The sequence below is a fragment of the Prevotella sp. OH937_COT-195 genome (assembly GCF_003932845.1).
GTDB lineage: Bacteria > Bacteroidota > Bacteroidia > Bacteroidales > Bacteroidaceae > Prevotella.
Genome location: NZ_RQZH01000001.1, coordinates 82,819 through 105,824, shown reverse-complemented (window position 1 = coordinate 105,824; position 23,006 = coordinate 82,819). Strand labels below are relative to the sequence as shown.

General features: G+C 44.6%; 20 protein-coding genes and 1 tRNA gene. 4 read left to right on the top strand and 17 right to left on the bottom strand.

Annotated elements, in window-relative coordinates:
* Nucleotides 1–57: 57 nt before the first annotated feature.
* The 6 genes from EII32_RS00475 to EII32_RS00450 all read right to left on the bottom strand — a co-directional run bounded on the left by EII32_RS00475 (nucleotide 58) and on the right by EII32_RS00450 (nucleotide 6,008).
* Nucleotides 58–216 (bottom strand): DUF4295 domain-containing protein, encoded by a 159-nt coding sequence (locus tag EII32_RS00475; RefSeq protein WP_091818262.1) that lies wholly within the window; start codon nucleotides 214–216, stop codon nucleotides 58–60.
* A gap of 16 nt (nucleotides 217–232) precedes the next feature.
* Nucleotides 233–421 (bottom strand): 50S ribosomal protein L33, encoded by a 189-nt coding sequence (gene rpmG / locus EII32_RS00470; protein ID WP_125233500.1) that lies wholly within the window; start codon nucleotides 419–421, stop codon nucleotides 233–235.
* 5 nt (nucleotides 422–426) lie between these two features.
* A complete protein-coding gene (gene rpmB, locus EII32_RS00465) occupies nucleotides 427–690 on the bottom strand; it encodes a 50S ribosomal protein L28 (RefSeq protein ID WP_125233499.1) in 264 nt (87 codons plus the stop codon).
* A gap of 143 nt (nucleotides 691–833) precedes the next feature.
* A complete protein-coding gene (locus tag EII32_RS00460) occupies nucleotides 834–2,951 on the bottom strand; it encodes a T9SS type A sorting domain-containing protein (protein WP_125233498.1) in 2,118 nt (705 codons plus the stop codon).
* A 9-nt stretch (nucleotides 2,952–2,960) separates the two neighbouring features.
* A complete protein-coding gene (locus EII32_RS00455; RefSeq protein WP_125233497.1) occupies nucleotides 2,961–5,096 on the bottom strand; it encodes a T9SS type A sorting domain-containing protein in 2,136 nt (711 codons plus the stop codon).
* A gap of 105 nt (nucleotides 5,097–5,201) precedes the next feature.
* Nucleotides 5,202–6,008 (bottom strand): MBL fold metallo-hydrolase, encoded by an 807-nt coding sequence (locus tag EII32_RS00450; protein ID WP_125233496.1) that lies wholly within the window; start codon nucleotides 6,006–6,008, stop codon nucleotides 5,202–5,204.
* Between the two features lie 121 nt (nucleotides 6,009–6,129).
* Here EII32_RS00450 and EII32_RS00445 point away from each other — a divergent pair, with 121 nt between their 5' ends.
* Nucleotides 6,130–6,594, top strand: a complete 465-nt coding sequence (locus EII32_RS00445) for a hypothetical protein (RefSeq protein WP_125233495.1) — start codon at nucleotides 6,130–6,132, stop codon at nucleotides 6,592–6,594.
* Here the strand turns inward: EII32_RS00445 and EII32_RS00440 are convergent.
* Genes EII32_RS00440 through lepA form a run of 3 tightly spaced genes read right to left on the bottom strand, consistent with a single transcriptional unit; the run spans nucleotide 6,548 to nucleotide 11,208 of the window.
* Nucleotides 6,548–8,770 (bottom strand): BamA/TamA family outer membrane protein, encoded by a 2,223-nt coding sequence (locus tag EII32_RS00440; protein WP_125233494.1) that lies wholly within the window; start codon nucleotides 8,768–8,770, stop codon nucleotides 6,548–6,550. The genes EII32_RS00445 and EII32_RS00440 overlap by 47 nt on opposite strands.
* A gap of 7 nt (nucleotides 8,771–8,777) precedes the next feature.
* Complete coding sequence (locus tag EII32_RS00435) at nucleotides 8,778–9,380, bottom strand: Crp/Fnr family transcriptional regulator (protein WP_125233493.1); 603 nt, start codon at nucleotides 9,378–9,380, stop codon at nucleotides 8,778–8,780.
* A gap of 46 nt (nucleotides 9,381–9,426) precedes the next feature.
* Nucleotides 9,427–11,208: a translation elongation factor 4 gene (lepA, locus tag EII32_RS00430; protein ID WP_125233492.1), complete on the bottom strand. Its 1,782-nt coding sequence runs from the start codon at nucleotides 11,206–11,208 to the stop codon at nucleotides 9,427–9,429.
* 110 nt (nucleotides 11,209–11,318) lie between these two features.
* Between lepA and EII32_RS00425 the strand changes: the two genes are divergently transcribed.
* A complete protein-coding gene (locus EII32_RS00425) occupies nucleotides 11,319–11,705 on the top strand; it encodes a hypothetical protein (protein ID WP_125233491.1) in 387 nt (128 codons plus the stop codon).
* A 170-nt stretch (nucleotides 11,706–11,875) separates the two neighbouring features.
* On the opposite strand, the gene EII32_RS00420 is transcribed toward EII32_RS00425, so the two are convergent.
* From EII32_RS00420 to EII32_RS00390, 7 genes are all read right to left on the bottom strand, one after another.
* Nucleotides 11,876–12,601, bottom strand: a complete 726-nt coding sequence (locus tag EII32_RS00420; RefSeq protein WP_125233490.1) for a YebC/PmpR family DNA-binding transcriptional regulator — start codon at nucleotides 12,599–12,601, stop codon at nucleotides 11,876–11,878.
* A 40-nt stretch (nucleotides 12,602–12,641) separates the two neighbouring features.
* Nucleotides 12,642–15,104, bottom strand: a complete 2,463-nt coding sequence (gene pheT / locus EII32_RS00415) for a phenylalanine--tRNA ligase subunit beta (RefSeq protein ID WP_125233489.1) — start codon at nucleotides 15,102–15,104, stop codon at nucleotides 12,642–12,644.
* Between the two features lie 105 nt (nucleotides 15,105–15,209).
* Entirely contained in the window at nucleotides 15,210–15,833 is a 624-nt protein-coding gene (locus EII32_RS00410) for a TetR/AcrR family transcriptional regulator (RefSeq protein WP_125233488.1), read from the bottom strand.
* A 48-nt stretch (nucleotides 15,834–15,881) separates the two neighbouring features.
* Nucleotides 15,882–16,592, bottom strand: coding sequence for a DUF2461 domain-containing protein (locus EII32_RS00405; protein ID WP_125233487.1), 711 nt, complete (start codon nucleotides 16,590–16,592; stop codon nucleotides 15,882–15,884).
* A gap of 28 nt (nucleotides 16,593–16,620) precedes the next feature.
* The gene (gene nth / locus EII32_RS00400) at nucleotides 16,621–17,256 is read right to left on the bottom strand and encodes an endonuclease III (protein ID WP_125233486.1); all 636 of its coding nucleotides are present in this window, start codon (nucleotides 17,254–17,256) and stop codon (nucleotides 16,621–16,623) included.
* 215 nt (nucleotides 17,257–17,471) lie between these two features.
* Nucleotides 17,472–18,077 carry an OmpH family outer membrane protein gene (locus EII32_RS00395; protein WP_125233485.1) on the bottom strand — a complete coding sequence of 202 codons (606 nt, stop codon included), beginning with the start codon at nucleotides 18,075–18,077 and terminating at the stop codon, nucleotides 17,472–17,474.
* A 4-nt stretch (nucleotides 18,078–18,081) separates the two neighbouring features.
* A complete protein-coding gene (locus tag EII32_RS00390) occupies nucleotides 18,082–18,303 on the bottom strand; it encodes a hypothetical protein (protein WP_125233484.1) in 222 nt (73 codons plus the stop codon).
* 94 nt (nucleotides 18,304–18,397) lie between these two features.
* Between EII32_RS00390 and EII32_RS00385 the strand changes: the two genes are divergently transcribed.
* Together EII32_RS00385 and htpG are read left to right on the top strand one after the other, a co-directional pair.
* Nucleotides 18,398–19,852, top strand: coding sequence for an aminoacyl-histidine dipeptidase (locus EII32_RS00385; protein ID WP_125233483.1), 1,455 nt, complete (start codon nucleotides 18,398–18,400; stop codon nucleotides 19,850–19,852).
* Nucleotides 19,853–20,017: 165 nt separating this feature from the next.
* A complete protein-coding gene (gene htpG / locus EII32_RS00380) occupies nucleotides 20,018–22,072 on the top strand; it encodes a molecular chaperone HtpG (protein ID WP_125233482.1) in 2,055 nt (684 codons plus the stop codon).
* A gap of 310 nt (nucleotides 22,073–22,382) precedes the next feature.
* Here the strand turns inward: htpG and EII32_RS00375 are convergent.
* A tRNA-Arg gene (locus EII32_RS00375) sits at nucleotides 22,383–22,456 on the bottom strand.
* Nucleotides 22,457–23,006 lie beyond the last annotated feature (550 nt).

The window sequence follows — 23,006 nt, the reverse complement described above, 5'->3', positions numbered from 1 at the left end:
ACGAGCCGCAAACATTAACAATGCTGCGGCTCATTTCAATAGTATATATTAAGAAAATTAATTCTTGAAGAAGTCTTTGACAGCCTCGTTAGGAACCATCTGCTCATCAAAGATGTAAGCACCGGTTTTCGGGCTTTTTACCATCTTGATAACCTTTGAATATGCACGCCCGTCCTTAGAACCTTCGTGGAGGGTGGCGACAGTTTTCTTTGCCATTTCGCTTCTATTTTAATTATTTAATTTCCTTATGTATGGTCATACGCTTAAGAAGGGGATTGTATTTCTTAATCTCCAAACGCTCCGGCGTATTCTTACGATTTTTGGTCGTGACATAGCGACTCGTTCCGGGAAGACCGCTATTCTTCATCTCTGTACATTCAAGTATGACCTGAACCCTATTGCCTTTTGCTTTCTTTGCCATGATACTTATACTCCTATAACTTTAATGTCTTTCCAGTCGCAGTATCCCTTGGCAACGGCCTTTTTAAGAGCTGCGTCAAGACCCACTTTGTTAATAAGGCGCAAACCTGCCGCACTTATCTTAAGGCGTATCCAGCAGTTTTCCTCTACATAGTAGAATTTCTTGCTGAACAGGTTTACATCAAAGGTACGCTTGGTGCGGTGCTTTGAGTGGGAAACATTGTTGCCAATCTGCGCCTTCTTTCCCGTAATTTGACAAATCTTCGACATTGCTATCTACTTTTCTTGATTTTTGATACTTATTCCAAACAGGGTGCAAAATTACTAACTTTTTCCCGATTAACAAAATATTTCTTTTATTAATATTGGTAATTAAGTTTTTTTTTGAGTTCGCTTAATTGGCAAAATGCTTATCAGACGGTTATTTTCTTTAGAAATACGTGTCCGTCATCTGTTGTTGCTTTGACAATATAAATACCGCTGGGCATTTCCCCTGTTTCTACAACGGCTGCATAAGAGGTTTTCACGCATCTTCCGTCAAGACTGTATATTGCCACGGAAACGGGTTGTGAGGATATGATGCGACCATCAAAATATACGATGTCATTACATTCGCTTTTGTCTATTTCGTTCAATCCGCTCGTGTTCCCTTTAACAAAGAAAGCCGGCATCAGCGTCTGTGTGTGGGTATTGCCAACTGCATCATCAAGTTTTATGCGCAAGTCGTACCATTTTCCTTTGCCATTGACAGATGCCAACGATGCTCTATAGAAATATCCGAAACCCGGCATAAAGAAATTTTCAGGCACGACGTTGACTTGCAATGTCATCCAAGTGTCTGCTTCATGCTCCGAATATGACACCTCTATATTATTTATTGGTTTGCAATCATAGTAGCGCATATATGCGTAATTGTCGTCATGATGATACTGCATGTCACCTGCAACGAACTCAAGCATGCCGCTACCGACATCGTCAATACGGTCGGTTATTTGACCTTCGGATGTGATGAAACGCAACATCTGTATAGAAGGGGCTGTTATGTCATCACCTTTTGTCTTGTGACGCAGCACGGTGACATTCTTACCTGTCATGCCATCAACCTTCACATTCTCCTGAGTAAAGGTGTGAATTTTAAAATCTCCGTCTGTATTTTCACTTTTAACCACAGTCTTCCGGTCGGATTCATATATTTCTCCGTAACGTCCGAGATAGGTAAGAAGTTTGGTACTTTTTCCGTTGTAATCTTTTGATTTCACAGATAATAACGGACAACTGTTCCCGTATATATACCGACTTGACGTTCCATAAAGTTTCCATGACAGAGCGGGATTCCCGGGATAAACAACCGGTGTTCCGCCACCCACGGGTACAATAAATCCGTCGGTAATATCGTAGCCGTAGTCAATAAAATGCAAGCCGGTTTTAGAATTTCCGGCAACCGGAAGTCCTATAATATGATGGTATTGCTTATTTGCCTCAACATAAATATCACCCATCATGGGATTGACCATTACGTTAAATCCGCCATTCTCGTTTTCGGGCAGATCTATATAGAAAACTGTTTCGTGATTTGGCAAGATCATGTTCTTGTTCTCCGATTTGCTGCTAAGCAACCATTTTCCATTGTATGTACACCATACGCGACAGCCATATATATGTGCATTTGCATTTTCATCTCCTGCCGGAGTGGGAACGAATTTCTGCTTGTAGCATTGTAAATCTTCCGGTTTGCTTGAGATGGTGGCAGAAGCATTAAGCGGAGTCTCAAACTTGAAGAAATAGGTTGCATTATTGATCTTAGAGCGCATGTTGGCTGTATGTAACAAAGTAAAACGATCGCTTACCGTATTAACATAATAATCTACATCATAACCTTTCACTCGATACGGTCCTCCTATTATAGTATGAACAACTCCCATTCCTTTTAGAGAAAAGAATGTGTAACTGCGATAACTGTTGACATTACCGGCAACAGCCACGGTACCATTCTCGTATTGGTCTAAAGTGAGAGGTGTGCCATTCTCGTCAAAAAAATTAAAATTGAACGGAACATTTGCCTCGTCTTTTACAAATGTTATCGTTACGCCATCAGTAATTTCGACATTCTCTTTGAACACTGTATAAGTTCCCGTGGGCTTACCTTTGAACATGGCATGCATATCATAAGTTCCGGCTGGCATCTGACATGTGAATGTAGATTTTGTTCCGGACTTATCAACAACTATCACTCCTTGTGTATCGTTGTAGACCGTTATGCCGAGAGGAGCAACTTTATTTGTATCATAATCATATACAAACGTAACCGTAACGGTCTGTTCTCCGGCATTATTTCGGGTGTATGACGGAGAATATACCATTACTCCCTCCGATGTATTGAAATGCTGATAGTCAATGTTTTGTGGCAAAGACAATTCCGTCTTACAGCCACCATTGTCAATGGAATATTCTGTTGATGTATCAACCACAAGTTGTGCCGACATGCAAATCGGCAGGGTTAACCCAATCAATATAGAAATTATCGTTTTCATGGTATCGTTTTAAATTAATATTTTAGAAGTTATTTGCTCAATGCCGGAAGTGAAAACTTTAACTACATACACACCACGAGGTAAACTGCCTATGTATATTTCACCATCGGTACCGGTGGAAACCAAACGACCATCGACCGACAAGAGTTGCATTGTTGCGTTCTCAAATCCTTTCACGACAACCATATCGCCAACAAGTTTGACATGTGACTGCAATGATTGCATCTCATCAATACCGGCAAGAGTTCCGTCAATGCAAAATGCCGGACTGATTGTCTGCGTTTGGTTATTGCCGGACGGGTCGGTGAACGTTACCGTCAAGTCATACCATTGTTTTTCCATGCTTGCAGGAATGTTCTCAAGTGATCCGCGGAAGAAATGCCCGAAGCCCGGCATGAAATACAAATCTCGAATCTCTTCCATGGGAATAGCGAGTGTATTGTTCTTCCCAAAAGGACTACATGTAACCTTAATGGTTGCAGAACCACAAGTATAATATCCGGAGTAACTATCCGACACAGGGTTATAAGAGAAATCACCACCGGCAATCTCGACAACACCGTCTGCCGGATTGGCAAAGCAATCTGTAATATTTCCGTTTTTATCCTTAAACTGAAGCATCTGCATTGTAGGCGGTATATGGTCGCTTTCATTTTGCATCATTACAAGTTCGGTTTTGTTTTTACCTTCAAGCCCATCTACGTTAACGTTATCGTTTTCAATGATTATTTTATATACATCGGAACTAACTTGCTGTTCGCTCTGTTCAACAAGCATGTGGTCGGCATCGCGCAATTCGCCATATCGTCCAATATAACTCGGAATGATATTCAAATATTCTTTTCCATTAATAATATCGGGAACTATACGCAGTGAATTTACCGGACAACTTGCTCCATAAACCACGTTGGATGCAGTCTTGTCTGTAAACGAGAATTTGGGATGACCGGGATAAAGTTGTGAGCGGACATTATTCTCGGGAGCATTATAACCGCCGTTTTCCTCATATCCGGAATTAACGAACAACAATCCGTCTCTATCTCCCATTACTTGCTGTCCCCTGATGAAATTGAACGTTTTGTACTCATAATCTCCATACGTCTCAATTTTCATGTAGTCGCCCATGAGTGGTTTAACGAGAACATTGAACATGTCTTCCGAGTTATCATCATCTTTTGGCAGGTCAAGGAAGAATTTCGTAGTTAGGTCGGAAGACGGCATGTCCGGGATATATGATTGTTGTCCAATCATGGCATCACCTTTATATACTCCCGAGAAATAGTAGCCGGGCACATGGTTCTCCGTTTTTTCCTTCCATTCCGGTGTTGTCTCGAATTTTTGATTATATGCAATGTATCGTGCGGGGTTGTTGGTAATTATCGTGTCTTTGGTAAAATCCTCAAGTACATACTTGTTAAACCAGTACACTTCTCCCTTGGACACCATACGCGCCTCGCATAATTTATAGCGTTCGCTCAAGTGGTTGATGTAGAAATCTGTCTCATGTCCCTTAAACTTATATCCACCTCCGATAATTGCAGCAACATTACCGAATCCTTTCAATATAAAGAACGACAAAGAGGAGTAGTCATCAATTGTGCCTTCTTCAACAATTTGATAAGAATTATTATATACCGGCATGTGCATGCTGTTGCCATCTTGGTCAACTGTACGGAAAGAGATTCCCGTCTTTGCTTCACTCTGCGACAACGTGAAAGTGGCATCTGCATCTATTTTAACATTCTCCTTAAACACATAATAAAGTTCACTATATGATGACATATAACTTGCAAACATATCGTATGTACCCTTTGGCACTACTTGTGTAACGGTCTTCGTCTTACCGTCATAATCAACGTGGAACATGCCATTTTCCTTATTATACACCGATATACCTATCGGGGTAAAGGCAGCGGAGCTTTCATAATTGATTGTCAGGTTCACAGTCTCCGCCCCTTGTTGCCGGGGTTGTGGTTTTGGAGAACAGAATATAAAATCACCATTCTTTCCCATAGTATGGTTGTTTACACTGAGCAAGTTGCGTGAAGGATGATTTACACGTTCAATTGGAATCGTGTCAACAATTGTTGCCGATGCGATTACCGAAATTGACAAAGCGGCAATAAGAGTAAAAAAATGTTTCATAATAAAAAGGTTTAATAGTAAAAAAAGTGGTTTTAAATAGTTAAATAAGATTAGAGCACAAAGATATTACAATATTTTATAACTTGCAATTTTTCAATCAAATTTTTATAAAGTCAACTCGCAAACATCACTTGGTGTCTTGCGCTTCAAGACATCGAGTGCGAAGTCTACCTCCGGTATTATTCCATAATTTCTCAATATCATATCAACGGTCTTACGTGCGAGTTCCGGATGGTTGTTCTCTTCGCTCAAATGGCAGAGCCACACATGTTTCAAACTTTCTGTGCAACATAATGCCAAGGCCTCGGCACACGCTTTGTTGGACAGATGCCCGGTATCGCCCGCAACCCTGACTTTCAAATGTTGCGGATAAGACCCCGTTTTCAACATTTCCTCATCATGGTTTGCCTCTATGACAAGATAATCGGCATTTGAAATATATTCCTTCATCTCGTCGGTAACATGGCCGACATCAGTCATAAGACAAAACTTAACTCCCCCGGTCTCAACCATGAAACCGACATTATCGGCGCTGTCATGCGGAATACCAAAGGCTGTCACAATAAAATCACCGATGCAAACGGGTTCCCTTTTAAGGATATATTTCACATTGGCACCGTTTATTTTATTTCTTACGCAGTAATTACGCTCAATTCCGGCATGCACTTCGCGCGTTGCATATACCGGAACTTTCAAATCATTACTAAGGCTTCCTACACTCTTTACATGGTCGGCATGATCGTGCGTAATCAGTATATTATGTATTTTCGAAATGGGAATTCCGAAATTCGCAAAACTCTTTTTCAATAATCTAACACCGACTCCCGCGTCAATCAGGAGACCATCCGTATCGGTAAAAAGATAATAACAATTACCACTGCTTCCACTGCCGAATGAAATAAATTTCAGCATTTACGTGTATATTTTGATACAAAAGTACTTAAATTCAGTCAAATTACAAAAGTTTTTCCATAACTTTGCAGTGATTTAATCTTTTAATATTTTTTTTAAACTTTCAAAAGACTAATAAAACATGACAATGAAAGGATGGATACAATTTATTATTGCAATGGCAACGGCAGGCATCATGGTTTCCTGCGATTTTGCGCAAGCAATAAATCCATCGAGTGCGGAAGGTGTGGCTGAAAGTTTTTCGAAAGAATACTTCAACCTAAGATACCGGAATGCGGCAAAATATTGTACCAAAGACAGCGAACCGTGGTTGAGGTTTGCAACGAGCCAAATAAGCAACGAAGACATTGAAATTTTGAAAACCGCCACAGACGAGGCAGAAATCGAAATAGAAAAAGTGGAGGGTGGCGACAACGAGAGCACCGTTACGGTGACAGTGAGCAACTATTTTGAGACCGATACCATCGGAAAATGCGGACATTTCACATCTCGTGGAACGTTCAGACTGAAACTCGTAAAGGAAAACAATGCATGGAAAGTCAGAATGGCAAACCTACCGCGAAATGAAAAGCAAAATCCCGTTTGAGATTCGGATTTAATATGGCATAATGCTCCTTGCTTGTTTCGTATGCGGGGTTGATTGCTTTCATTCCAAAATCGAAACGCATTATGAAATATCCGAAGTTTAGACGCAGTCCGATACCGTATGCCACTGCAATCTGTTTATAGAAATCTTTTAAGACAAACATACCGCCAGGTTGCTCCTGATAGTTGCGCAACGTCCATATATTCCCTGCGTCCAAGAATACCGCCCCGTCTATTTTCCAGAAAAGGAAAGTACGGTATTCGGCATTCAAGTCGAGTTTCATGTCTCCTGTTTGGTTTATGAAATCTATCGAGCCGTTCGTACCCTTGAATTTCCCCGGTCCCAAACCACGCACATTCCATCCGCGTACAGAGTTTGCCCCACCGCTGAAATACCTCTTCTCGAACGGCAGAACTTTGCTGTTCCCGTAAGGATATGCAATGCCCAACGAGGCATGCAGTGCGAGTGTGTTATGCTTGTCAAACTGATATATGCGTAAATAATCGATGTCGAATTTCACATACTGCGCATAAGCAATATTGAACAAAGTGTATTGTCCGTTGCCGTTCTTCTTACTTTTTGCAATATGCGACACGGCATTCAGCAGGTTTCCGGAAGTCTCGAAATTCGCCCTGAACGCCCGTATGCCGTTGTTATAATTAACCCCGAAACCTATTTTGGCCAAGAACATGTCTTCGTAATTATACTTTAATATGGCATTGCGACTCCCGACGTTATCAAGATATTCTCTCTTGAACGTTGAAGAAATCCACGGCATATATATATAATTAAGGTCTAACAAGTCTAACCGGTATGCGGCATGATGCCCCACGTCATTCCATTTATACCTCCATGCAGCCGAGAAGACGCGTCTGTGGAACTCCGGACGGTTCTGCATGTCAAAACTTACAGACAGTTCACTCTTTGCAAGCGAGTTTCTTCTGAACGACCACGAAAGAAACGGTGCAAGGAAATGCGGGAACTCAAGTTTCGTCTCAAGTCCGAACTCGGTGTAATTATGGTTTTGGTATCCTTCAAGACCTGTTATTGCCTCGTATGCTCCGCGCAATTCCACACTAAATTGTTCCGACCCTCGGAACAAGTTCCTGTTAGTCCAAGTTACCGAAGCCGCCGCTCCGAGATTGCCAGCCGTGTTTGTTCCCTCCGGTTGAAAACTCAAACTGTTCGTTTTTCTGCGACTTGTGTGTATCACACAATCGAGCAAGGAGGTATCACTGCGCTCCGTGAAACGGATATTGGTATATCCTAATGCTCCGAGTTTGGCAAAATTATTGTAAGTTCGTTGCAAATCCTTGGCACGATACGGCCATCCCTTCTTGATAATGGTATTGTCGTCCAGCACTCTCTTTCGCAAGTGCGTGTCTTCCTCCCCTATACCTACATGCCTTACCGAGCCGATGAAATATCTCGGATGCAGCGTTTCTTCTGCATTATTGTCCGGTTTATATCGCAACAGACGAAGAACCACGTCAACCTCCCTCGTGCTATTAGTCGAGTCGGCAGTAAAACGTATAAAGTCTATGTTGAATTTATAGAACCCGGAATTATGCAACTCTCGCGCAATGCGTTTCCTTTCGTTGTTCAGGTTGGCTACGGTAAATTGCATTCCGCGGTGTATTCCCCGGTTTACGGAGTCTTCAAGACCGAGAAGTTTTTCCACCACGGGGTCTTCTATGTCATACTCCACGTTCCTTATATAGAAAGGTTCGCCCGGCAGAAGGTTGTATTCCAGTTTTACCTTTTTGCCTTTATATTTCTTTTCCAGCACAACGGCAGCATTCATATACCCCATGTTTTGCATGGCGGTTACAAGGTCGCGACACGACAACCGTGCCTGTATGCTGTCGTATATAACAGGCTTCTCACCAATGTTTTTCAGCGTTCGGTTAATCCATTTCGTCGTGTCTCTGCCCGCGAGAGAATAAGTGTGCAGCGGCACTTTGAATATCGAGAACCATTTAGAGTTTGCTTTTTGGCGAACATACTGCTTCAACATTTCTACGTCCATGTCCTTGTTGTCGCTCTTTATCTCCACCTTTGAAAGCAGATAACCGTCCTCCGGCACAAACTTTTGCACCGAACAACCCACAAGAACAAGTGCCGCGAGGCACACGGTCAACAGGTAAATGGATACTCCGATTCGCCGTTTGTTCATGTAAATGTCAGTCAAGCAACGTGCTTGAACGCACACGACTAAGAGTCTCGGGGGTCATTTGCAAATAACTTGCGATATACACGAGCGGAGCACGCAGTGTAACTTGATTTTGAAGTTTGCACATCTTGCGATAACGATCCTGTGCAGATTCGAAACGAACGAGGTCGGCATGTATCTGCGAAAGTATCAGGCTCTCTTCCAATATCTTACGATAGAGTATCTGCATATTGACATTATGCAGGGCAACCTCCTCGAGACGGGCTTTCGGCAGGGCGTATATAATTGTCGTTTCGAGTGCTTCCATCTGTAGTTTGGTTGGTTCCTCGCGGAAGAGACTCTCTATACACATCACGATGTTTCCCTCAACCGCCATGTGTTCGGTAAGTTGCTTTCCATTCTTGAAATAGAACTGCCTCACCAATCCTTTTTCTATATAATATATATTGGTGCAGGTTTCGCCCTCTTTCAATATCATCTCGCCCTTGGCAAACTTCATCGGTACCAACACGCTCTGCAAAATATCGAGTTCATCGTGCGTCATGGTACTATACTTACGGGCAAGTTCCCTCGCAATGTCCCTTGTTTTGTTCGTCAAATCCCTGGTTGCCATAAATCACTTTGCTTTAAAGAATGTAGGTAAAAACTGTCACCTCCGCTCAATCCAGTTTAAGAACTGCAAGGAAAGCTTTCTGCGGCACCTCAACGTTTCCTATCTGTTTCATGCGTTTCTTGCCTTTCTTCTGTTTCTCAAGCAATTTTCGTTTGCGGCTCACATCTCCTCCGTAACATTTTGCCGTAACGTCTTTACGCACCTGCTTCACAGTCTCCCTTGCTATTATCTTTGCCCCGATGGCAGCCTGAATGGCAATGTCGAATTGCTGTCGCGGTATCAGTTCTTTCAGTTTCTCACACATGCGGCGACCGAATCCCACGGCATTGTCCTGATGGGTAAGCGTTGACAGTGCGTCAACCGGCTCGCCGTTGAGCAGAATGTCGAGTTTAATCAGTCTCGACGGGCGGAAACTGTCGATGTGATAGTCGAACGAGGCATACCCCTTAGATATACTTTTCAACTTGTCGTAGAAATCGATTACTATCTCGCCGAGCGGCAGCATGAAATGCAGTTCCACCCGATTGCCGCTCACATATTCCTGATTTATCAGTTCTCCTCGTTTGTCGAGACACAGTTTCATTATCGGACCGATATAGTTGCTGTCGGTTATTATCGAAGCCTTTATATACGGTTCTTCGATATGTTCTATCATGGTAGGTTCCGGCAATCCTCCCGGGTTGTGTACCTCCGTCGCCTCTCCCTGTTTTGTATATACCATGTACGACACGTTCGGCACGGTGGTTATCACGTCCATGTTAAACTCTCGGTCGAGTCTTTCCTGCACAATCTCCATGTGCAGCAGACCAAGGAAGCCGCAACGGAAACCAAATCCCAACGCAACCGACGACTCCGGGAAGAACGTAAGCGAGGCATCGTTGAGTTGCAGTTTCTCGAGCGAGGCACGCAGGTTTTCGTATTCAGACGGGTCTATGGGATATACACCGGCAAACACCATCGGTTTTACCTCCTGAAATCCGGCAATGGCAGCATCACAGGGGCGTGCCGTATGTGTTATGGTATCGCCCACTTTTACCTCTTTGGCATCCTTTATTCCGCTTATTATATACCCCACCTCGCCCGTGTTAAGTCCGTTGCGCGGTATCATGTCCATCTTAAGCACTCCCACCTCGTCGGCATCATATTCCATTCCGGTGTTGAAGAATTTCACTTTGTCGCCCTTGTGTATCGAGCCGTTTAATATCTTGAAATACGCTATGATGCCGCGGAACGAGTTGAACACCGAGTCGAATATCAAAGCTTGCAGCGGTGCGTCCGGTTCTCCAACGGGATGTGGAATGCGTTCCACCACAGCCCGCAGTATGTCGTCTATGCCGTTGCCCGTCTTTCCGCTCGCACGTATAATTCCCGAACGGTCGCAACCTATGAGTTCCACTATCTCGTCTTCCACCTCGTCCGGCATGGCACTCGGCATGTCGATTTTGTTTATCACGGGGATTATCTCCAAATCTTGGTCGATTGCCATGTAAAGGTTACTTATGGTTTGTGCCTGTACTCCCTGCGTGGCATCTACCACGAGCAGTGCTCCCTCGCATGCGGCGATACTGCGACTTACCTCGTACGAGAAATCCACGTGTCCCGGGGTGTCAATCAGGTTCAGGACATATTTCTGTCCGTCAAGTTCGTACTCCATCTGTATGGCGTGACTCTTGATGGTTATGCCCCTCTCCTTCTCCAAATCCATGTTGTCAAGCATCTGCCCATCGGTAATCTGTATTGTTTTAGTACGTTCGAGGAGACGATCGGCTATGGTGCTTTTACCATGGTCTATATGTGCTATGATACAAAAGTTTCTTATATGTTGCATGTGTATTTACCCAAAATTATTCGCAAAGTTACAAAAAAATGACTTTTTTCTGCTATTATTTTCATTATTTTTAAGTATTTCGCAAGAAATTCATTATTTTTGTACCCATTATGAAGAAGTTAATGTTATTTGCATCAATCATCTTGCTTGCCTCGTGCCACGAGAACCTCGAGGACAGAGCGGCACGCGAGGTAAAGGAATACACCGAGAAGAAATGCCCCGCGGCAATCGACGAATTTACCATAATAGACAGCATAACGTTCGATAAAGCCACAAAGACCGTACACTCTTATTTCTCATTGCGTTCCAAAGCGGACAGCATGGGAATATTGAACGATGGCAATGCGCGTCCGGCTCTAATCGACGAACTTAAGCGCAACACCAACAATCGTATATATAAGGATGCGGGATTCAACTTTGCCTACACCTACTACTCGGCGAGCCGCAAGGGAAAGGTGCTGTACGAGACGAAACTTACGACAAAAGATTACGAATAGTTACCATGCGGAAAACCGCATGACATTCTCCGAAAGAATATCAAACGGAGAACAAAACCGCCGAATTTGCTAATCAAATTCAGCGGTTTTGCCTACCAATTTCGGCAGAATTGCATTTCAATCCTGCCGAAATTGCCTTTAAAGCAGGCACGGGTTATAAAACGAGAGCATTACTCCGGTTTCATATTGGTATATACCGTCTGAACATCGTCGAAATCCTCAAGTTTCTCAACCATTTTGTCTATCGTCTCGCGTTGTTCCGGAGTAACTTCTTTCAAATCGTTCGGTATATAGGTAAACTCGGCTCCCGTCACCTCAAATCCGTTCTCCTCGAGATGTTTCTGTATATCACCGAAACTCTTCGGGTCGCCGTATATCGTTATGCTGTCTTCCTCCTCGTCCTCGTCGAACTCGTCTTCAACGCCGTAGTCTATCAGGTCGAGTATCAATTCGTCCATGTCTATGCCTTCCTTTTTCTTGAAAGTGAACACGCTCTTATGGTCGAAAAGGAAACTCAGCGAACCTGTTGTGCCAAGGTTTCCACTGAATTTGTTGAACACCGAGCGCACGTCGCCCACGGTACGCGTGGTGTTGTCGGTCAGCGTGTCAACGAAAACCGCCACTCCGTACGGTCCGTATCCCTCGTATGTCACTTCCTTGTAGTCGCTTTGGTCTTTCCCCATTGCGTTTTTTATGGCGCGTTCCACGTTTTCTTTCGGCATGTTCTCGCGCCTTGCATTGGCTATTATGGCGCGCAATGCGGGATTGTTATCGGCATCGGGACCTCCGGCTTTCACAGCTATTGAAATCTGTTTGCCAATCTTGGTAAACGTCTTTGCCATGTGCCCCCATCTCTTCATTTTTGTTGCCTTACGGTATTCAAATGCTCTTCCCATGATTATATGTTTTTATTTATTTACTTTCAGAATGCTGCATTTATCTCAGTTCTGCTCCAATCTGCTTTCTGAGATTGGCCACAATCTTGTTCATCACTCCGTCTATCTGTTTGTCGTTGAGAGTTTTTTGTTCGTCCTGCAATATGAAATTAACGGCATAACTCTTCTTGCCTTCCGGCAGATTCTTGCCCTCATATACATCGAAGAGTTCCACCTTGCGCAGTATTTTTCTCTCACTTTGATATGCCACACGCTCTATCTCGACAAATTCCACGTTGTTGTCGATTAGCAGTGCGAGGTCGCGGCTCACCGCCGGGTATTTGCTTATCTCGCGATACTCCACCTTATGCTTGCTTATCGTCTTCATGAGTGCGGTCCAGTTGAGTTCGGCATAATATACTTCTTGGTCTATCCCGACCGATTTAAGCAGCGTCTTGTCAACGAGTCCCATCTCAACGAGGAGTTTCCCTCCGCGATTTTCGATGGCGGTCGCCTTTGCGAAGATGTCGTTCCGGCTCTCCTTGAACACAAGCATTCCGAACGGTACGCCGATGCGCGTGAGAATATTCATTACGTATGCCTTGAGTTCGAAGAACGTTGACTGCTCGTCTGCATGCGCCCACGAACCGCTGACACGCTTTCCCGTCACCCAGAGAGCAATCATGTTTTCCTCGAGATATGCTGCCAGCGGGTTGTCGGGGTTATGTTTCTCCGGTAAGAATGTATATACGTTGCCTCGTTCGAAAAATTTAAGGTTGGGGTTTCTGCGGTTGATGTTATATTCGATGCTCTCTAATCCGCCGAACAACAGTGTTTGGCGCATCACGTTCAGGTCGGAACTCAGGGGGTTCATCATCCTTACGAGGTTTTCTGCAGGGAAACTCTTCAAACCGTCATAGTACGCGCTCTTGGTAAACGAGTTGTTGAGTATCTCGTTGAATCCGCAACCGAGAAGTTGTTCTCCCACCAAATTGGCAAGCATGTGCTTTTTGTCCTCATCACCCTTTATGACAAGCGAGGACTTGAGTTGTGTCGGTATCTCAACGTTGTTATATCCATATATTCGCAATATGTCCTCAACCACATCGCATGCACGTTGAACATCCACGCGATATGCCGGTATCTCAAGTTTCAACCCGTCGGCATTTTTCTCAAGGATTTTCATTTCGAGCGATGTTACAATGCTCTTTATCGTCTCTGTCGGAATTTCTTTGCCCACGAGACGGTTGACATACGAATACTCCAAATGTACCTTTGCGTTCTCTATTTTCTCCGGGTAAACGTCTTTTATCCGCATCGTCACCTTTCCTCCCGCAAGTTCCCTGCATAGTATTGCAGCCTGTTTAAGCGCGTAGATTACTCCTTCCGGGTCGATGCCTCGCTCGAATCGGAACGACGCATCGGTGCTCAATCCGTGCCGGCGTGCGCTTTTTCGTATCCACGTAGGGTTGAAATACGCACTCTCGAGAACCACGCTGTGCGTAGTGTCATACGTTCCCGAGCCTTTTCCTCCGAACACTCCGGCTATGCACATAGGCTCTTCTGCGTTGCAGATGGCAAGATCGCGCTCCGAGAGTATTCTCTCTTCGCCATCGAGTGTCACAAAAGGTGTACCTTCGGGCATCGATTTCACCACGATTTTCCTGCCCGTTACCATGTCGGCATCAAAGCAATGCAACGGCTGACCGTATGCCATCATTACATAATTGGTTATGTCAACGATGTTGTTTATCGGTCTGACACCTATCGTGGAAAGCCTTGTTTTGAGCCATTCGGGACTTTCCTTTACCTCGCAGTCCGATATGCTGACACAGGCATAACGCTTGCATGCTTCCGTGTTATGTATCTCAACGTCTATCGGCAACGATTCATCATCAATGACAAAATTCTCGTCCGCGGGGCGGTGCAGCGATGTTTCGTATCCGTTCTGCTTCAACCACGCATACAAGTCGCGAGCCACTCCCCAATGCGACAGTGCGTCGGCACGATTGGCTGTTATATCAATCTCGATAAGCCAGTCGCTCTCAAGATTGTAGTATTCTGCCGCCGGCATTCCCACTTTTGCATCTTCGGGGAGTACGATTATGCCGTCGTGACTGTTGCCCACACCTATTTCGTCCTCGGCACATATCATGCCGTTCGATTCTACACCGCGCAGTTTCGATTTCTTTATCTTAAACTCCTTGTCTCCGTCATACAACACGCAGCCGAGGTCGGCCACGATAACTTTCTGTCCTGCGGCAACGTTTGGGGCACCACACACTATCTGTTGTGCCTCGCCACGTCCGAGGTCTACCGTGGTGACATGCAGGTGGTCGGAGTCGGGGTGCATCTCGCATGTCAGCACCTTGCCGACAAACAACCCTTTCAGTCCGCCCCGTATGCACGGCACTTCTTCGAGTGCGTCAACTTCGAGACCTTCACTCGTAAGGGCATCACAGACCTCTTGTGGCGAAAGGCTGAAGTCAACATATTCCTTCAGCCATTTATAAGATATGTTCATTATTATCTGTAGATTTTATTTTCTCGTTTCAAAACGCTGCAAAGGTAGTTATTTTTTTTCAAACCAAAAAGCATAACATGAAAAAAGGCATCTATGCCGAATCATTTACGGTTCGTGGAAAATTTCATTGACACGCTCTATGCCCTTGGGGGTGCAGAAACCGCGTATCAACACAATCCAGAAGTTCCGGAATATCTCTTGTATGCTGTGTCGCATATACAGTTTGTTCTCCATTATATAGTTCATCGAGGCTTCGCCGAGTTTTATTACTATTTCGTAGTTAAGTCCGCTGACGAAATATCCATGCTCCACTCCTCTGTCTATGAATGCCATGGAATTTTTTGCCTCTTCTTCTCTTGAGGAATGCAGAAAGTCAATTACTTTCTTGTATTTGTGCAGGTCGGAGAAATAACTTGGGTTTATCTCTCCGAGGGCTTTCATCTTCATGTTGAAGAACTCTATGACTATGTCCATCTCGTTATCGGCACGGTCGGCGTATTCCCGCATGTGTTCCTTTGCTCGCGAGTAGTCATCGCGAACACACTCCAACAGCAGTGCTTCCTTGTTATCATATATCTCATACAGCGTTCGTTTTGAGATTTGCATTGCGTTGGCTATGTCGTCCATCTTCACAGACTTTATTCCTTTTTTCTTGAACATCGACATTGCCATGTGCAAAATCTTGTATCGCAGTTCTTTTTTGTAGTCCGTAATGTTGTTAGTTTGCATGTTCGTCTTTCTTTTCAGTGTTTTTTATCATCAGAACGTTGACTTATTCTATTCGTAATCCCCGATAACATCATTGGTAAAGTCCATCATCGGTTTTGCCGTTTGAAACACCTTTGCCATCTCGTCGAGCCAACCGTCTCCGTCGAAGAAAGTGTCGGGTACGCGCTTCCAACAGCAATAGTCTTTCATTTTAAGATATTCTATGTGCTCATAGTCGCGCGGAAAACCCTTCGGAGCGATTGACAACATGGTAAGTCCGAATCCTTTTGGCGATGCCACACCGTCTTTCCATTCGCCGTCGCCCGGTTTTCCGAAGAAGTTCAGGAACTTTCTGCTCTCCACTATGTCCCGCCAACGGTCTATGTTTGCCATTATCTCATTGCGACAGGCGGTGAGTACGTTTGTGGGCAACCAGTAACTTCCGCAGGCAAGCAGACAGTTGCCCGGCTCCAAATGGATGTAATATCCTCCGCTTATCGACTTTCTGCCTCGCAAACAGACAAATGCACCGAGGTGTTTCTTGTACGGCGACTTGTCGGGCGAGAAGCGCGTGTCACGGTAGAAGCGATATACGGAATCTTTTACGGTTATGTGTGCTATGGTGGCATCAAACTCTGCGATGCGCAATATAGCCTTGGCAATCCCTTCTTCAAAGTCTGCTCTTATGACATCATACTCTCCGCGGTGTTCCTGAAACCACGGGCGGTTGTTGTTCTCGGCTATATCTTTGAGATATTGCAGTATCCTTCTCGATTGCATATCGTGTTTATTTTATTGTTAGTAAATGTCATACCCCCACTTTGGGACAGAACTCGTCGAACGGACATTCTCCGCATTTCGGCTTTCTGCTTTGGCATACATATCTGCCATGGAGCAGCAACCAATGATGTGCATCTGCCCGAACGTCGGCAGGTATGTTTTTCTTAAGCGTCAGTTCCACTTTCAACGGGGTGTCGTCTTTTGCCGGAACAAGTCCGAGACGGCGGCTCACGCGGAACACATGAGTGTCAACGGCAATCGCCGAACGACCGAAACCCACGGCTTGTACCACGTTGGCGGTCTTACGCCCCACCCCCGGCAGTTTGACGAGGTCTGTCATCTCAGCGGGAACTTCCCCGCCGAAATCGCTCACTATCATACGCGACAACCCTACAAGATGTTGCGCCTTAGAGTTGGGATAACTCACGCTGGCAATAAATTCCAACACATCTTCCGGCTCTGCCGCACTCATGGTAACAGCATCGGGGTAACGACGGAACAACTCCGGAGTAACCTGATTGATGCGTTTGTCGGTACACTGGGCACTGAGAACAGTCGAAACAAGCAATTGGAACACGCTTCCGAAATTAAGTTCTGTGGAAACGTGCGGCATTTTCTTGGAATAATACTCAAGAACAAAGTCATAACGTGCCTTTCTATTCATTTTGTTGAGCAGTGCAAATTAAGGATTGAATGACGAAAAATGAACGACAAGAGGAAGAGCCGATGGAACTTTCAGTGTTTTGCCCCAAAAGCATATCCTTACTAATCCGACCGAAGCGGCGAACGGTGAGTAAACGTATATTGAAACGAATTAGGAGTTACGAAGCATGCGAAAGCATTCTTCTAACCCCTAAATCATTATCCCGCGGTTCGGGATTATTTCTTATCCCCGGCCTTGGCGGCCTCCGACGGTTTCGCGGCGGGCTTGTAAGCCTTGTTGAGTCCGGCAACAACCTCTTTTGTTATGTTGAGCGATTTGTCGCTGTAAAGCACGTTGTCGCCCGCCTTGCTGAGAATAATCGAATATTTCTTATCCTTGTTGTATTCGGCAAGGAAATGTTGAACGCTGTCACGCAAAGCCTTGCTGTATTTCTCAGACTCCGTCTGCAATTCGGTGGCAAGACGTTGCTGGAGTTGCTGGAGATCAAGTTGTTGCTTCTGAAGACTCGCGTTCAGAGCCTGTGCCTGTTGCTGTGTGTATTTGTTTGCCTGAAGATTCTGCTGGAACTGAGCGGCTTGATTCTGCAAAGCCTGCCCTTTCTGGTTCAGCGTATTGTCGGCATTCTTGCTTTTTTTCTCGAACTCCGCCTTGAAATCCTTGCAGAAATTGTATGTAGAGTCGAGTTCCTCTATATCAACGTATGCAATCTTCAATTCCGAACTCTGCGGCGCAACGGCTTTCTGTTCGCTGCCGTTTCCGCCGTTGTTGCATGATGTCATTACCGCTGCCGCAGCCATGACAAGAAAAAATGTCTTCTTCATTCTCTTATTTTTTTATTCTGTTTCTTATTTCTTCTGCAATGTCCGAATTACGGCGTGCTTCCCTGTCCTGATCAATTACACAGTGTATTCCCAATTTGCGCATTGCCGCATTGTCGTGAATATGCTGCGACTCGAACCTGCCTTTTTTCTTAAAAAGCACCTTAACACTTAATAATGCCAAACAAATAGCAATTATTAACACTGTTAATACGATAGTTTCAATCATTTATTATTACTTTTGCAAATGAAAGCACACATTAATGTTTGCGGCTGCAAAGATAATGATATTTTTTGTAAAACACACAAATTTATATTGAATAATGAAGAAGAGTGAGTTAAAACCCGCTTGCGTATTCGAGCAATTCGCAAAAATCAATCAGATTCCACGCCCCTCAAAGCGCGAGGAAAAGATTATTGAGTATCTTAAAAAGTTCGGTGAAGAACGCGGTCTTGAAACCGTAGTAGATGAAACCGGCAACGTAATCATTCGCAAGGGTGCAACACCCGGCTACGAGAAGAAGAAGACTGTTATTCTGCAAAGCCACATGGACATGGTATGCGAGAAACTTGTAGATATTGACTTCGACTTCGACAACGACCCAATTCAGACATACGTCGACGGCGAATGGCTCGCTGCAAAAGGTACCACACTCGGTGCCGACGACGGTATCGGATGCGCCATCGAAATGGCAATACTCGACAGCAACGACATAGAACACGGTCCGCTGGAGTGCGTTTTCACACGCGACGAGGAAACGGGACTTACCGGTGCCGAAGGTATGAAACCGGGCTTTATGACCGGCGACATGCTCATCAACCTCGACTCCGAGGACGAAGGGCAGATTTTTGTTTCCTGCGCAGGAGGAAAAAGCACCACAGCAACATTCCGTTTCGAGAAAGAAGACGCTCCCGAGGGTCTTTTCTTCCTCAAGGCTTCGCTAAAAGGACTGGTGGGAGGACACTCCGGAGACGACATCAACAAGAAGCGCGCCAATGCTCTTAAGATAATCGCACGTTTCCTGTATATCGTTCAGGAAAAGTACGGACTGCACCTCGCAAGTTACAACGCAGGCAAACTGCACAATGCGATACCGCGCGACGGAGTGGCAGTATTCGGCGTAAAGGCAAGCGTTAAAGAAAACGTAAAGGCCGATTGGAACGTATTCGCGACAGAAGTGGCAGAGGAATACCACGTTACGGAGAAGTCGATGCAGTTCTTGCTGGAGAGTGCAGAGAGCGAGAAAGTGCTGCCGGAAGAGACATCTACACGTATTATCCGCGCATTGCAGGCTGTTGACAACGGCGTGTTCGCAATGTGTCAGGACGAGGCTCTCGCATGGATGGTGGAGACATCGAACAACGTTGCCAGCATAGAGACAACCGACAAAAACGCGGTTATAGTGACTTCGCAGCGAAGCAACGTTATGAGCGCGCTCGAAAATCAATCAGCCACGATAAAGGCTTTGTTCCAACTCGCGGGCGCAGAGGTTGTTCAAGGCGACGGCTATCCGGCATGGAAAATGAATCCGGACAGCAAACTTACCGCCGTTGCAGTAGAAAAGTACAAGGAACTCTTCGGAAAAGAACCGAAAGTGCTGGGCATTCACGCCGGATTGGAATGTGGTTTGTTCTCCGAGAAATACCCGAACCTCGACATGGTTTCGTTCGGACCGACACTCCGCGGAGTACACTCGCCCGACGAACGTCTGCACATACCGTCCGTACAAATGGTGTGGGATCATCTGCTCGCAATACTCAAGAGCATACCCGAATAAAAACATCTGCATAACAAACTGACAACAAAAAAGTTCCCTGTCTGAACCAATCGTGCTCGGACAGGGAACTTTCGTTTTCATAAAAAGTCGTGAGACGGCACGCCACAGTTTGGCACGACTTTTGCAAAAGGAACTTGTGGAAATCAATTTATAAAGTATAAGATAATGCAAAAAGGAAACATTGGGGTTACTACAGAGAACATTTTCCCCGTGATAAAAAAGTTCTTGTATTCAGATCATGAGATATTCCTTCGCGAGATGGTAAGCAACGCAGTTGATGCCACGCAGAAATTGAAGACATTGGCAGACAAAGGAGACTTCAAGGGAAAACTCGGAGAACTCGCCGTCAAAGTGCAACTCGATGCCGAAAAGGGTACACTCACAATAAGCGACCGGGGGATCGGAATGACCGAAGATGAGATTGACAAGTACATCAATCAGATAGCATTCTCGGGCGTTACCGACTTCCTCGACAAATACAAGGACTCCGCAAATGCCATCATCGGACACTTCGGACTCGGTTTCTACTCGGCATTCATGGTGGCCAAAAAGGTGGAAATAATAACGAAGAGCCACAAAGAAGGAGCAAAAGCGGTAAAATGGTCGTGCGACGGGTCGCCGGAGTTTACAATCGAAGAGACCGAAAAAGAGGACAGAGGATCGGACATAGTACTACATATTGACGACGACTGCAAGGAATATCTTGAGAAACAGCAAATCGAACAACTGCTGCAGAAATACTGCAAGTTCATGCCCGTGACAATAGCATTTGGCAAAGAGACGGAGTGGAAAGACGGTAAGCAGGTGGACACAGACAAGGATCATATAATAAATAATGTGGAACCGCTGTGGACAAAAACACCAAGTACGCTGAAAGACGAAGACTACAAGAATTTCTACCGTACACTGTATCCCATGCAAGACGAACCGTTGTTCTGGATACACTTGAATGTTGACTACCCGTTCCACCTCACGGGAATACTTTATTTCCCGCGAATAAAAAGCAACATCGAAATACAGCGCAACAAAATTCAACTTTACTGCAACCAAGTTTTCGTGACAGACCAAGTGGAAGGAATCGTACCCGATTTCCTCACACTGTTGCACGGAGTTATCGACTCGCCGGACATTCCGCTAAACGTGAGCCGCAGTTATCTGCAAAGCGACCGCGACGTGAAGAAAATTTCAACTTACATCACAAAGAAAGTGGCCGACCGACTCGCATCGATATTCAAGAACGACCGCAAGGAATACGAGGAAAAATGGGACGATCTCAAAATTTTCATCAACTACGGAATGCTGTCGCAAGAAGATTTCTACGACCGCGCAAAAGATTTCGCACTGCTGAAAGACGTAGAGGGGAAATACTATACGTTCGAGGAATACCGCACGCTGATAAAAGACACACAGACAGACAAGGATGGAAACCTCGTGTATCTCTATGCAAACAATAAAGAGGAACAATATACATATATCGAGGCGGCAAGACAGAAAGGTTACAGCATAATACTGATGGACGGACAACTCGACACTCCGGCAGTTTCAATGCTCGAGCAGAAATTCGAGAAGAGTCGCTTTACACGAGTGGATTCAGACATCATTGACCGACTCATAGTAAAGGAGGACACGCCAAAACAGACACTCGACAACGACACTGCTGACAATTTGTCACAGGCTTTCCGGTCACAAATGCCGGCACTTGACAAGACGGAATTCTATGTAGAAGTGCAGGCTCTGGGAGAGAACGAACAGCCACTGCTCATCACGCAGAGCGAGTATATGCGACGCATGAAAGACATTTCGCGATACCAACAGGGAATGGCGTTCTATGCCGAGATGCCAGACACATACAGTCTCGTGCTGAACAGCGACCACCCGCTGATAAAGAAAGTTATCGATGACGAGAAAGAAAAAACCGCCGACGAACTGAAACCGGTGCTGAGCGAAATAAAGGGACTGAAAGCACGCCTCGCGGCACTGCGACAAGAACAGGACAAAAAGAAATCCGACGAAATATCGCAGGAAGAGAAAGACGATGTCAACAACACGCAGAAAGAAATAGATGAACAGCAGTCAAAAAAACAGCAAATCATTGCCGAATACGCGAAAGGGAACGATATTCTGCACCAATTAATAGACCTCGCGCTATTACAGAATGGTATGCTGAAAGGGGCGGCTCTTGACAAGTTCCTAAAACGCAGCGTTGATCTCATAAAGTAGAAAAGAACGTTTTTACCTGCAACACGGAAAAACAAAAACAAGAACCTCTCCCACCCTGACGAAAAACAAACTATCGCAGGACGGGAGAGGATTTTTTATATTTGAGTTATACACTGCATGCTTACCAATTCTGCCTAATTTGGTAAACAATTCCGCCTAATTTGACAAGCAAAACAGCCCAATTTGGTAAACAAAACCATCCTTTTCAAAATGATGATTCTAATAAAAAGGCTCTCCCTTAATCATAAGGAAACGCCTCATTCGCTTATTACAAAAATAAAACGAGACCGGCATTGCCAATCTCGTTTTGTGACTCCGGCGGGATTCAAACCCACAACCTTCTGATCCGTAGTCAGATGCTCTATTCAGTTGAGCTACGGAGCCTCATTCCTGAAATGCGAATGCAAAGGTACAATGTTTTTCGGAAACTGCAAAACATTTCATTACTTTTTTTGAGAAAAGTATAAAAAAACAATTAAACCGTTGTCCAAAGTTCATTGCAGACACCACCTTACAAGCATTTTTACAAACAAAACGGTTAAGCCGATACCGACTAAAAGAAACGAAACAACAAAAGACAAATCTAACTTTTCACCCTCAAAAACTCGAAAACTTTACAAATACCATTCATTACATATCGCAGTCTCCGGTTGACTCTTTATAAAATATAAAGTCGATGCGAAATCAAGAAAAAGAATTTAAATTGTCAACTGAAGATTTTTTATAACTTTGTAGAAATCGTTGCATTTGATATTATTATTGGCAATATACCACATATATTTGAATAAAAATGATTACCTTTGTATTTTGGATATGGTAATATTAATTACATGAATAGGAAATCAATATCTGACAATAAAATATCTATTACAACAAAAAAATGGTTGTAGTGGAGAATATTTTCCCATGCAAATGTATAAACCTCATTCATTGA